At 73.7% G+C, this 12,993-nt stretch carries 8 protein-coding genes; 6 read left to right on the top strand and 2 right to left on the bottom strand.

Annotation, left to right across the window (positions count from 1 at the left end; all coding sequences use genetic code 11):
• Positions 1-113: 113 nt before the first annotated feature.
• The gene (locus tag ACIPYS_RS33490; RefSeq protein WP_400753347.1) at positions 114-1,037 is read right to left on the bottom strand and encodes a LysR family transcriptional regulator; all 924 of its coding nucleotides are present in this window, start codon (positions 1,035-1,037) and stop codon (positions 114-116) included.
• Between the two features lie 247 nt (positions 1,038-1,284).
• On the opposite strand from ACIPYS_RS33490, the gene ACIPYS_RS33485 reads away from it, so the two are divergent.
• The 4 genes from ACIPYS_RS33485 to cydC all read left to right on the top strand — a co-directional run bounded on the left by ACIPYS_RS33485 (position 1,285) and on the right by cydC (position 7,359).
• Complete coding sequence (locus tag ACIPYS_RS33485) at positions 1,285-2,580, top strand: cytochrome ubiquinol oxidase subunit I (RefSeq protein ID WP_400753344.1); 1,296 nt, start codon at positions 1,285-1,287, stop codon at positions 2,578-2,580.
• A gap of 60 nt (positions 2,581-2,640) precedes the next feature.
• Positions 2,641-3,732, top strand: a complete 1,092-nt coding sequence (locus ACIPYS_RS33480; RefSeq protein WP_400753341.1) for a cytochrome d ubiquinol oxidase subunit II — start codon at positions 2,641-2,643, stop codon at positions 3,730-3,732.
• Between the two features lie 82 nt (positions 3,733-3,814).
• Positions 3,815-5,581 carry a thiol reductant ABC exporter subunit CydD gene (gene cydD / locus ACIPYS_RS33475; RefSeq protein WP_400753338.1) on the top strand — a complete coding sequence of 589 codons (1,767 nt, stop codon included), beginning with the start codon at positions 3,815-3,817 and terminating at the stop codon, positions 5,579-5,581.
• 74 nt (positions 5,582-5,655) lie between these two features.
• Entirely contained in the window at positions 5,656-7,359 is a 1,704-nt protein-coding gene (gene cydC / locus ACIPYS_RS33470; protein ID WP_400753335.1) for a thiol reductant ABC exporter subunit CydC, read from the top strand.
• Positions 7,360-7,507: 148 nt separating this feature from the next.
• Here cydC and ACIPYS_RS33465 read toward each other — a convergent pair whose 3' ends face one another.
• Entirely contained in the window at positions 7,508-8,167 is a 660-nt protein-coding gene (locus ACIPYS_RS33465) for a DUF4097 family beta strand repeat-containing protein (protein ID WP_400753468.1), read from the bottom strand.
• A gap of 238 nt (positions 8,168-8,405) precedes the next feature.
• On the opposite strand from ACIPYS_RS33465, the gene ACIPYS_RS33460 reads away from it, so the two are divergent.
• Entirely contained in the window at positions 8,406-9,176 is a 771-nt protein-coding gene (locus tag ACIPYS_RS33460; RefSeq protein ID WP_400753332.1) for a helix-turn-helix domain-containing protein, read from the top strand.
• Positions 9,177-9,258: 82 nt separating this feature from the next.
• Positions 9,259-12,981 (top strand): SdrD B-like domain-containing protein, encoded by a 3,723-nt coding sequence (locus tag ACIPYS_RS33455; protein ID WP_400753329.1) that lies wholly within the window; start codon positions 9,259-9,261, stop codon positions 12,979-12,981.
• Positions 12,982-12,993: the final 12 nt, after the last annotated feature.

Below are 12,993 nucleotides of genomic sequence, written 5' to 3'. Positions count from 1 at the left end.
TCATACCGGCCATTCGGACACGCGAAGCCCTCGGCCAGGACACGGCAGCGCTTTTGAGCGTAGCAAAGGAGTCCGGGGCACGCCAGGATCGATCTTCGGGGCGCCGGCGGGGCTCAGACCGACTCCCGGCCGGTCCTCGGATCCGGCCGACGGTGCGTCATGAGCGGCCTGCTGACGGTGAATTCGCGGAACCGGCGGGCCGCCTCGGACTGGTAGGCGTCCCGGTTCCAGACCAGCGTGAGCACCCGGTAGCAGTTCGGCGCGGCCACGTGCACCCAGGCCACCGGGACGTGCGAGTCGGTGCCCGCCAGCCGGGACATCGCCGGGATCAGGCCGATGCCCAGCCCGGTGCTGATCATGTCCTGGCTGGCCCCCGGCTCGTCGCCCTCGCAGGACAGCCGCGGGGTGAGCCCCTCGGTGGCGAACAGCCGCTCCAGCAGCGCGCGTTGCCAGTTCCCCCGCCGGGTGGTGACGAACGGCTCGTCGGCGATCTCGGCGATCGTCACGCTCTCCCGGCCGTCCAGCCAGTGCCCGCGCGGGACGGCCAGCAGCACCTCCTCCCGGAGCAGCTCGACGGAGTCCAGGTTGGCGGCGGTCAGCGGCTGCGAGGCCACGCAGAAGTCCACCTCACCGGCGCGCAGTTGGCGGTCCATCTCCTCGACGTTCGACTGGAAGAGCCGCACCTCGGCCCCGGGGAAGGCGGCCCGGAAGCTGCCCATCAGATGGGCGACGGTCAGCAGCGTCTCGGAGGCGACGCCGACCCGGCCGAGCCCGGTCTCCCGGGCCTCGCGCAGCGCCCGGCGCCCGTCGTCGAGCTCGCTCAGCGCCCGGTCGACGTGCCGCAGGAACACCACGCCGTACTGGTTGAGCCGGATCCGCCGGCCCTGCCGGTCGAAGAGCGGCGAACCCAGCTCGGCCTCCAGCCGGGCGATGGTGCGGCTGAGCGAGGGCTGGGCGACGCTCAGCTCCTCGGCGGCCCGGCTGATGTGCTCGAAACGGGCGACGGCCTGGAAGTAGCGGAGTTGCAGCAAATCCACGGTTCACCTCTGCTCATGTCCGGCGAGCTATGCGTACATAGCAAAACCGGTCTTGGAAGGCATAAGCAACCCTCGCCTAACGTCATCGGCGGGGTTCGTCGCGCAGGTGGCGGGCAGAGATGCCCGCCACCTGCACACGCGAGCGGGGAACCCTTCCTTCCCCGCGTCCGCTTCCCGCGTCCGCCTCCCCGACTTCCTCATCCGTCCGCCGACCCGGAGGCCAACCGCCCCCCAGGAAGGTCGCATCATGAGCGCTGCGGATCTGGCCCGACTCCAGTTCGCGGCCACCACCAGCGTGCACTGGCTGTTCGTCATCCTCACCATGGGGCTGGTCCCCATCGTGGCGATCATGCACACCCGGGCCGCGTACACCCGCGACCTCGCCAAACGCGCGGTCCGGGAGCGCATGACTCGCTTCTGGGGCCAGCTCTACGTCATCAACTACGCGGTCGGCATCGTGACCGGCCTCGTCATGGAGTTCCAGTTCGGACTCAGCTGGAGCGGCCTGAGCAAGTTCGCGGGCAACGTCTTCGGCGCGCCACTGGCACTGGAGACCCTGATCGCCTTCTTCGCCGAGTCCACCTTCCTCGGCATGTGGATCTTCGGCTGGGGCCGGATGCGGCGCGGCATCCATGTCGCGCTGATCTGGCTGGTCGCGCTGACCGCCTACCTCTCGGCGTTCTGGATCCTGGTCGCCAACGGCTTCCTCCAGCACCCGGTGGGCTACGAGGTGCGCGACGGCGTCGCCTACCTGACCGACTTCTGGGCCCTGGTCACCAACGCCAACGCCCAGGTGGCCCTCGCCCACATCGCGCTCGCCGCGCTCACCACCGGCGGCATCTTCGTGGCCGGCATCAGCGCCTGGCACTTCGCCAAGGGCACCGAGGAGACCGAGCTGTTCCGGAGTTCGCTGCGCCTGGGCGTCTGGGTGAGCATGCTCTCCTCCTTCTTCGTCATCATCGTGGGCAACCTCCAGGTCCCGGTCATCGAGAAGACCCAGCCGGTCAAGGCCGCGATCCTGAACGGCGGCGACCTCGCCGCGGCGCAGGCCCAGGAGGTCGCCGCGCACGGCCCCGGGGACTACCTGCCCTGGACGGCCTGGGTGAAGAACTCGATGGACCTGATGACCATCCTCGGCAACACGGTCTCGACCATCACCTTCATCGCCGTCTTCCTGCTGCTGAAGGACCTGCTGGTGCGCAAGCGCTGGCTCGCCTACCTGATGACCGCGATCGTCCCGCTGCCCTTCATCGCCTCCGTCGGCGGCTGGGTGGTGCGCGAGATCGGCCGCCAGCCGTGGCTCGTCTACGGCCAGTTGACCGTCGACGACGCCGTCTCGAACGTGAGCACGGGCGCCCTGGCCGTGTCCTGCACGGTGTTCGTCGCCATCTTCCTCGCCCTCGCGGTGACCAACTGGACGCTGATCACCCGCTTCGCCCGCCGCGGCCCGGCCGGCGCCCAGCTCGGCGCCGGCGACCCGCTCCCGGACGAGCTGCCCGGTGCGGGCGGCGCCGGCGAGAAGCAGCCGGTCCCGGCCTTCTGAGCGGGCCGACCGCTCCCGCACCGCGACGAACTCCTCTGATGTGACGGAAGGTTGGGCTACATGAGCCTGGAGACCCTCTGGCTGGCCCTCCTCGGCCTGCTGCTCGCCGGCTACTTCGTACTGGGCGGCTACGACTACGGCGCCCAGATGCTGTCCCCGTTCCTCGGTTCCGCCGACGCGGGACCCCGGCCGGCGGCCGGACCGGCCGCCGGAGCACGGGCCGGTGCAGGATCCGGATCCGGCACCGGCACCGGCCCGGACGACCGGCGGAACGCCGCACTCGACGCGATCGCGCCGTTCTTCCTCGGCAACGAGGTCTGGCTGGTCGCCTTCGCCGGCGTGATGTTCGGCGCGTTCCCGCACCTGGAGGGCAGCCTGCTGTCCGGCCTCTACCCGCTGATCGTGGCGATCCTGGCCGGCCTGGTGCTCGGGAACGCCGCGATCCAGCTGCGCGGCCGCTCCCGCGGCCCGCGGGCGGCCAGGGTGTGGAACGCCCTGGTGGTGCTCGGCGGCGCGCTGCCCGCCGTGTGCTGGGGCATCGTGGTCGGCCTGCTGCTGCACGGCGTGCCGCGCCGGGCCGACGGTTCCTTCCACGTCGGCGCCGGCGAGGTGTTCGGACCGTTCGCGCTGACCTGCGGGGTGGCCACCGCCCTGCTCTTCGCCGGGCACGGCGCGGCCTTCGTCGCGCTCCGCTCGGAGCCCGCAACGGCCGTCGCCGCCCGGCGGACGGGTGCCACCCTGCTCGCCGCGGCGGGCGCCGCCGGAGCCCTGGCGCTGCTGCTCTCGCTGTTCGGGGCCGGTGCCTCGATGACCAGGACGGGGACCTCGGTGGTCCTGTTCGCCCTGATCGTGGCCGCCCTCGCGGCCGGGTGGTGGTACCTCGGCCGGGGCCGCGACACGCTCGCCTTCACCGCCACCTGCCTGGCCACCGCGCTGCCGGTGCTGCTGATCGGGGCCGGCCAGTACCCCTACCTGCTGTCGGCCTCCGCCGGTGGCGGCATCACCGTCGACGACGCGGTCGCCGACGGCGCCACGCTCAAGGTGCTGATCGGGTTCGGCGTGGTGGTCGTCCCGCTGATCCTGCTCTACCAGGGCTGGAGCTGGTGGGCGTTCCGCGGCCGCACCGGCCGGCGGCACCCCAGCTACTTCTGACCGACCGCCGTCGGCCGGCAGCCCACCGCGGCTGCCGGCCGGCGGCGTCCGACCGCCTGGCGGACCACGGAGGGACCACGGGATGAAGCCGGCCGAACGCCGTCTGCGGCGCGAGATCCCGGCGCTCCGGCGCCACTTGACCATGTCCACCGTCCTCGCCCTGCTGGGCGCCGGACTGGTGCTCGGCCAGGCCGAACTGCTGGCCGGCCTGCTCGCCGACGGCTTCGCCGGACGCGGCCGGTGGACCGGGCCGCTGGTCGCGCTCGGCACCGTCCTCGCCCTGCGCGCCCTGCTGGCCTGGGCCCGGGGCGCCCTCGCCCAGCGGGCCGCCGCCGCGACCAAGCGGGACCTGCGCGACCGCCTCACCGCCCACCTGCGGGACACCGGCCCCCGGCGGCTGGCCGCCGGTCGGCACGGCGAGACCGCCACCCTGCTCACCCGCGGCCTCGACGCCCTGGACCCCTACCTCACCGGCTACCTGCCCACCATGGCCGCCACCGCCGTCGTCCCGCTGGTGGTGGTCGTCCGGCTCGGCCTCGCCGACTGGACCTCCGCGCTCATCGTGGTGATCACCCTTCCGCTGATCCCGGTGTTCGGCGCGCTCGTCGGCCTGCACACCGCGCAGCGCACCGCCCGGCAGTGGCGGCTGCTGGCCCGGCTGGGCGGCCACTTCCTGGACGTCGTCGCCGGGCTGCCCACCCTGCGCGCGTTCGGCCGCGAGCGGCACCAGACCCGGGTGGTGCGGGAGATGGCCGACGCGCACCGGCGGGCCACCATGCGCACCCTGCGGGTCGCCTTCCTCTCCTCCCTCGTGCTGGAGACGGTGGCCACCCTGTCGGTGGCGCTGGTCGCCGTCCCGGTCGGCCTGCGCCTGCTGGACGGCACGCTCGACCTGCGCACCGCCCTGGTCGTGCTCTTCCTCGCGCCGGAGGCCTACCTGCCGCTGCGCGCGGCGGGCGCGGCCTTCCACGACAGCGCCGAGGGCATCGCGGTGACCGAGCGGGTGTTCACGCTCCTGGACGACGCTGACGACGCCGGCGGCACGGGTGACACGGACGACACGGGCCCCGCCGGCGGGCCGACCGCCCGGCTCCTGGTCGAGGCCCGGACCGGGCCCCCGACCCCCGTGCCCGAGGCCCGCACCGCACGACTGGTCCTCGACGGCGTCACCGTCCACCACCCCGACCGCTCCGCCCCCGCCCTCGCCGACGTCTCGCTCACCGTCCACCCCGGCGAGCACCTGGCCCTGGTCGGCCCCAGCGGCGCCGGCAAGTCCACCCTGCTCGCCCTGCTGCTCGGCTTCGTCGCCCCCGGCACCGGCCGGGTCCTGGTCGACGGCACCGACCTCGCCGCCCTCGACCCCGACGCCTGGCTGTCCCAGGTGGCGTGGGTCCCGCAGCGCCCGCACCTGTTCGCCACCTCCGTCGCCGACAACATCCGCCTCGGCCGCCCGGACGCCACCGACGCCGAGGTCCGGGCCGCCGCCCGGGCCGCCTGCGCCGACGGCTTCATAGCGGCACTGCCGCAGGGGTACGACACCGTCCTCGGCGAGCACGGCGCCGGACTCTCCGCCGGCCAGCGCCAGCGCACCGCCCTGGCCCGCGCCTTCCTCAAGGACGCGCCGGTCCTGCTGCTCGACGAGCCCACCGCCCACCTCGACCCGGAGAGCGAGGCCGCCGTCACCCGGGCCACCGCCGAGCTGATGCGCGGGCGCACCGCGATCGTGGTCGCCCACCGGACCGGCCTGCTGCCGCACGCCGACCGGATCCTCACCGTCCGGGCCGGCACGGTCGAACCTTCCCCCGCCCGCCCGGCTGCCGCCGACCTCACCGGGCTGGTCCGCTCATGACCCGCCCGGCCGCCGCGGCCGCCCTCCCCCCGGGCGCCGCCCCCGCGCCCCGACCGCTCGCCCCCGGAGCTCCGATGCCCGACCGCGCCGCCAGCGGCTCCCACCCCACCCTCCGGCTGCTGAGCCTGCTGCTGCCGCACTGGCGCCGGCTGCTGCCCGCCGTGCTGGCCGCCGCCGGCAGCGAACTCAGCGGCGCCGCGCTGATGGCCACCGCCGCCTGGCTGATCACCCGCGCCGCCGAACAGCCTCCGATCGCCGCCGTCGCCGTCGCGATCGTCGCCGTCCGCGCCCTCGCCCTCGGCCGGGGCACCCTGCGCTACGCCGACCGCCTGCTCGGGCACGACGGCGTGCTGCGCGCCGTCGCCGACTTCCGCGCCCGGGTGTACGAGGCGCTCGTCCCGCTCGCCCCGGCCGGCACCCCCGCCTTCCGCGGCGGCGACCTGCTGACCCGGCTGGTCGACGACGTCGACGCCGCGCAGGACCTGCTGCTGCGGGTGCTGATCCCGGTCACCGCCGCCGTCCTGGTCGCCGCGGCCGCCGCCGGTACCGCGCTGGTGCTGCTTCCGCCGGCCGGGCTGCTGCTCGCCCTGCTGCTCGCCCTCGCCGCACTCGTGGTGCCCGCCCTGGTGCTCGCGCTGTCCCGCCGGGACGGTCGCGCCGAGAAGGCCGCGCGCGCCGAACTCGCCGCGCTCACCGTCGACCTGACCCGGGGTGCGGCCGACCTCGCCGCGTACGGTGCCCGGGGCCGCGCCCACGCCCGGACCGCGGCGGCCACCGCCCGGATCGCCGACCTGGAGGAGCGCCGGGCGCTCACCACCTCGCTCGCCTCCGCCGTGGTCCTGCTGCTCCAGGCGGCGGCCACGGTCGGGGTCACCTGGCTCGGCCTGCGCGCGCACGCCGACGGCCGGCTGCCGGCCGTACAGCTCACCGTCCTCGCGGTGCTCGCCCTGGTCTCCTTCGACGCCCTCGCCGGACTGCCCGCCGCGGCCCGCCGGCTGGCCGACGTCTGGGCCTCCGCCCGCCGCCTCGCCGACCTGATGGACACCCCGGCCCCGGTCACCGATCCGGCCGATCCGGCCCCGCTCCCCCTCGACGGCCCGCTCGGCGTGGAGATCACCGGCCTGCGGGTGCGCCACCGCCCGGACGGCCCGGCCGTCCTGGACGGGGTGAGCCTGCGGCTGCCGCCCGGCCGCCGGGTCGCGCTGGTCGGCGCCAGCGGCTCCGGCAAGTCCACCCTGATCGCGGCGCTGATGCGGTTCCTCCCGTACGAGGGCGGCAGCATCCGGATCGGCGGGCGGGAACTGCGGGACTGCGCGGGTGCCGACGTCCGCCGGGCGATCACCGGCATGACCCAGGACGCCCATGTCTTCCACACCACCGTCCGGGCCAATCTGCGGCTGGCCCGCCCCGAGGCCACCGACGAGGAGCTCCGCGACGCGGCCCGCCGGGCCCGGCTGCTCGACTGGATCGACTCCCTCCCCGAGGGCTGGGAGACGGTGCTCGGCGGGGACGGCGCCACCGTCTCCGGCGGTCAGCGCCGACGGCTGCTGCTGGCGCGCGCCCTGCTCGCGGACCCGCCGGTGCTGGTCCTGGACGAGCCGACCGAGGGCCTCGACCCGGACACCGCCGCCGCCGTCCTCGCCGACGTGCTCGACGCGACCCGCGGCCGGACCACCCTGCTGGTGACCCACGACCACGCCGCCCTGGACGCCGTCGACGAGGTGCTGACCCTCGCCGCCGGCCGGCTCGTGCCGGCCGGCGCACCGGCCGCGTCCTGACCCGCCCCGCCCGCCGGGGGGCGGGTGGGGTGCCGCGGGCGGCACCCGGCTCCCGCGCGGACCCGGGCACCGCGCGCACGGGCACCGCGGACCCGGAGCGGTCGCACCCGGGCTGCCCGGGCGGCCCGGCCGGTCGCACCCGGGCCGCTCACAGGCTCCGGGCGGCGATGTCGCCGTAGGAGGTGGTGGCGCGGATGTCGAGGACCGCGGCGCCGTCGTTGCGCAGGCTGTTGCTGATCCGGCCGTGCCCGGTACCGGCGTCCAGGGCCGCGGAGACCCCGGCCGCGGCGGCCACCTCGATGTCGCCGGACTCGGTGCGGAGCACCACCGCGCCGCGAAGCGCCTCGGCGATCCGGACGGAGCCCCGGGAGGTGCTGATGTCGGCCGGGCCGTTGAGCCGGCCGACCTCGACGTCGCCGTCGACCGCGGTCAGCCGCACGCTGTCGGCCTCGTCGACCTTGATCCGGCGGTAGGCACCCTGCACGACGACGTCACCGAGACGGCCGACGGCCCGGAGCTCGGTGCTCTCGGAGGCCACCTCGATCCGGGAGCCGACGGGCACCTGGAGGGTGATCTCCACGGCACCGGCACCGACCAGCCGGCCGCCGGGAACGGTGTCGACCCGCAGGACGCCGTCCCGGAAACCGACGACGGCCTGCTCGGCGGTGCGGATGTCGCGGGCGCGGCCGGACTCGGCGGGCCGCACCTCGACGGTGACGTCGGCCCGGTCGGCGGCGATCACCTGGACCCGGCCGGCCGGCAGGCCGACGACAGCGGTGACCGGGGCGGTGGTGGCGAACTTCTCCATGTTGCTGCTCTCCTGTTGCTCGTGGTGCTCCTGCTGCTTTCCGACACCACGAACGCTACGTTGCATTCGCATATTCATCAATAGCTTCGTTGCGAAGAACAGCCATAATTGCAGGCTAGATGTCGAATATCGTTGCAACGAATCCTCTTTCAATGCAACGTCGACGCGATCGATCGTTGCATTGACGGTGTATGAACGCTATGCTGCGGAGGTCCGGGCCGCACGAAGGGAGACCGAGGTGCCGGGAGGCCGACTCACCCAGCAGGAACGCCAGCAGATCGCACTCGGGGTGGCCGACGGGCTCGCCTACGCGGAGATCGCCAGGCGCCTCGACCGCCCCACCTCGACGGTCACCCGCGAGGTGATGCGCAACGGCGGCCCCGCCGCCTACCGCGCCGACGCGGCCCACCGCGCCACCGAGCGCCGCGCCCACCGGAGCCGGCAGGCCGCCCCCCGCGGACCGCAGCCGCCCGAGCCGGCCGCGCACGGGCGCGACCCGGAGGCCGTGCGCGCGTACGAGGAGGTGTTCACCGCCCTGGTGATGCAGCAGGGCCTGCCCAGGATGATGGCCAGGGTCCTGACCTGCTTGTTCACCACCGACGAGGGGAGCGTCACCGCGGCCGAACTCGTCCGGCGGCTCCAGGTGAGCCCGGCGTCCGTCTCCAAGGCGATCGCGTTCCTGGAGGCCCACGGCCTGGTCCGGCGCGAACGCGACGAGCGCCGCCGCGAGCGCTACGTCGTCGACGGCGACGTCTGGTACCAGTCGATGATCGCCGCCGCCCAGGCCCACGCCCGGTTCGCCGAGACCGCCCGGGAGGGCGTCGGCGTGCTCGGCACCGGCACCCCGGCGGCCGTTCGTCTGGAGAACATCGCGCGGTTCATGGACTTCGTCGGCGAGAGCATCAGCCGCTCCGCCGAACAGGCCCGCGACGTCCTCCACACCGGCGCGAACCCGGCCCCGGCCCCGGTCCCGGCCCCGGGAGCGACGGACTCCGAGGATGGGATTTGACGCTCGTCTGACAAGGTGAAACGCCGTCACCCGCCCTCGCGTCGCCCGGGCGTGTGACGAACGGTCGGATCAACTGTCCGGTATGCGTATTCCCTTCCGGACCGGGCGGATCGCCTCGGTTCTCGCCCTCCTAGGAGGAACCCTCCTGGGCAGCGGCCTGATCGCCCCACCGGCGCAGGCCGCCATCTCCTTCACCAAGAGCGTGGACAAGGCGACCGCCTCCCCGGGGGAGAACGTCACCTACACCCTCCGGTACACGTGCTCGATCAACGAATGCACCGGCGGACACATCCTCGACACCCTGCCGTCGAACATGCAGTTCGTCGGCTGGACCCCCGACCCCTCCTCGGTCGACCAGGCCGGCTCCACCGTGCCCGCGACGGGCGCGACGGGCGGCACGATGGACATCAAGCTGCAGAACCTCAGCCCCGGCACCACCGCCACCATCACGGTGGTCATGAAGTACCCCAACTTCACCACCCCCAACGGCGCCACCTCCACCAACTCGGCCACCATGAGTGCCACCGGTGAGACCTCGCAGAACGCGAGCGCCAACACCAGGGCCGAGGTCCAGCCGCAGTACACGGTGACCAAGGGCATCCAGACCAGCAGCCAGGACGGGCGCACCGTCACCTACCAGTTCAGCCCCTGCGCCACCGACAACGTGCCCAACGTCGACCTGGACAGCAGCCGTCTGTTCGACACCCTGCCGCCGGGCGCGGTGGTGGACACCGGCCGCTCGCCGGGCTGGACCCAGGTGGCCCCCGGTCCCAACACCTGGGGCTACGACATCGGCCCGTTCGTGTCCGGCAACGGCCGCGGCGGCTGCCGCCAGCCGGGTGTCCTGGTCGTGTACTACCCGGAGAGCGACTTCCCCAGCGGCACCACCTCCACCAACAACGTGGACCTGCTGGGCGACCCGCTCGGCACCGACCCCGAGACCACGCTGGACTCCGCCTCCACCACCACCGGCCAGTTCCAGCCCCCGGCCACCGGTGTGGACGTCACCGCCAGCAAGGTGTGGCGCGACACCGTCGTCTCCGGCGACCTCAACAGCTTCAGCCTGTCGGCCACCAACACCTCCGGCCCGGCCACCAGCCTGACCATCACCGACCCCGGTACCGGCACCACCGACGGCCTCTACAACTGGATCTACCCCCAGTCCCTCCAGCTGGAGCCGTGGAACCCCACCAGCATCCAGCTCACCCTCCAGTACCGGCTCAACGGTGACCCGACCTGGCTGACCTTCAGCCCCGGCAGCCCCTTCAACGGCGCCGCCAACCGCCGGGTCACCTTCGCCGAGGGCGCCGGCGACCCGGCCGACGACGTCCTCGGCATCCCCGCCGGCCGCTGGCTCGACGGCCTCCGGTTCACCTGGAACGGGCCCATCCCCACCGGCTGGAGCCCCGGCAACGCGGTGCAGCTGGTCACCCAGGTCGCCACCCCCGGCCACGACGGGCGCGCCGCCCCCGTCCCGCTGACCAACTGCGTCGACACCTCCGCGACCGACGGCACCAACAACGCCGACGCCAACGCCTGCGCCAGCACCACGATCACTCAGGCCACCAACCTCGGCGCGGCCAAGACCACCGTCGCCGGCGAGCTGTCCGCCCCCGGCGGCAAGGCCACCTTCCAGGTCATCCCCTACAACCGCAGCGCCCGCGACCTGGACCGCCCGCTCGTCCTGCTCGACCTGCTGCCGCCCGGCGTCGTCTACATCGACGGCTCCGCCCGGCCGGACCCGAACTACCCGGACGCCAAGGCCCCCGAGTCGATCACCGTCACCCCGGGCCCCGACGGGCGCCAGCTGCTGAGGATGCAGTGGCCGGCCGGCGCGCCCGACTCCACGTACCTGCACGACCCGCTGGCCTACCGGATGCTCTTCGACGTCCAGGTCGCCAGCAGCATCCGCTCCGGTGAACTGACCAACGACGTCTACGTCACCGTCGACCAGCCGACCGACCCGGTCGCCTGCATGTTCTCCGGCTCCGACAGCGGCAGCACCCCGGACGTGCTCGACCTCAACGGCAACGGCAACACCAGCGAGCTGCTCTGCCACGCCTCCTCCAAGATCCAGGTGGACGTGCCCAGCGTGCTGCGCTCGTTCAAGGAGGTGAAGGGCGACCTCGACTCCGACTACCTGAGCATCGGCACCGCCACCCCCGGCGGCCACATCTCCTACCGGATGACCGTCCGCAACGACTCGCCGGACCCGGTCACCGACTTCATCGCCTACGACAAGCTGCCCACCCCCGGCGACAACTACGTGCTCACCCAGGACGCGCAGCGCGGCAGCACCTGGACGCCCTCGCTGAGCGAGCCGATCGTCAGCAGCGACCCGACCGTGGTGATCGAGTACACCACCGACGCCAACCCCTGTGTCGAGAGCGCGCTCGTCGACCGGACCGGCTGCAACGCGAACGCGGTCTGGAGCACCGCCTTCCCCGCCCCGGGGACGGCGACCTGGTTCCGCGTCCACCGCGCCGGCGCGATGGCCTCCGGGGAGTCCTTCACCCTGACCTGGCCGATGGTCACCCCGTTCGACGCTCCGGACACCGAGTACGCCTGGAACAGCTTCGCCTTCACCGCCACCGACAACGAGGGCCGGCAGCTGCTGCCCGCCGAGCCGGCCAAGGTCGGCGTCGCGGTGAAGCGGGTCACCGAGCCGAACAACGCGCTCGGTGACTTCGTCTGGGTCGACAAGGACGGCTCCGGCGTCCAGAAGCCCGGCGACACCGGCGTCCCCGGCGTCAAGGTCGACCTGCTGGACGAGAACGGCCAGCCGGTGCGCGACAAGGACGGCCGACCCGTCACCACCACCACCGACGCCAACGGCCTGTACCTCTTCGACAACCTCCCCGACGGCACCTACCAGGTGCGGTTCGACCTCTCCACGCTGCCGCAGGGCGCCAAGGTCACCACCCGCGGCTCCGGCACCGACCCCACCAAGGACTCCGACGCCGATCCCACCACCGGCCTGACCCAGACCGTCACCCTCTCCGGCGGCCGGCGCTACCTCGACCTCGACATGGGCATCGTCCAGCCCCCGCCACCGGCCGACAACGCGCTCGGTGACTTCGTCTGGGTCGACAAGGACGGCTCCGGCGTCCAGAAGCCCGGCGACACCGGCGTCCCCGGCGTCAAGGTCGACCTGCTCGACGGCAACGGCCAGCCCGTCGTCGACGCCAACGGCCGACCCGTCACCACCACCACCGACGCCAACGGCCTGTACCTCTTCGACAACCTCCCCGACGGCACCTACCAGGTGCGGTTCGACCTCACCACCCTCCCGCAGGGCGCCAAGGTCACCATCCGCGGCTCCGGCACCGACCCCACCAAGGACTCCGACGCCGACCCCACCACCGGCCTGACCCAGACCGTCACCCTCTCCGGCGGCCGGCGCTACCTCGACCTCGACATGGGCATCGTGCTCCGGTCCTCGTCCCCGTCGCCGTCGCCCTCGCCGACGTCCTCGCCCTCGCCGACCTCGTCGCCGAGCCCGACGTCCTCGCCGTCGCCCACCGCCTCGCCCAGCCCGACGTCCTCACCGTCGCCGACCGCTTCGCCCTCGCCGACCTCGTCGCCGAGCCCGACGTCCTCGCCGTCCGCCACGACCACGACCACGACCACCGCGTCCACGGTCCCGACCCACCGGCCGACCCACCACCGGCCGACCGGCGAGCCGCTGCCGGACACCGGCAGCTCCGCCGCCGACGGCCTGATCGCGGCCCTCGGAGGCCTCGCCGTCCTCGGCGGTCTGCTCCTGTGCCTGGTCGCCTACCGCCGCCCGGGACGGCACAGCTGATCCACCGGTGAA

The organism is Kitasatospora sp. NPDC089913 (genome assembly GCF_044748625.1).
GTDB lineage: Bacteria > Actinomycetota > Actinomycetes > Streptomycetales > Streptomycetaceae > Kitasatospora.
Note: the sequence above shows the minus strand (reverse complement) of the source record. Positions and strands in the feature narration are given on the sequence as shown.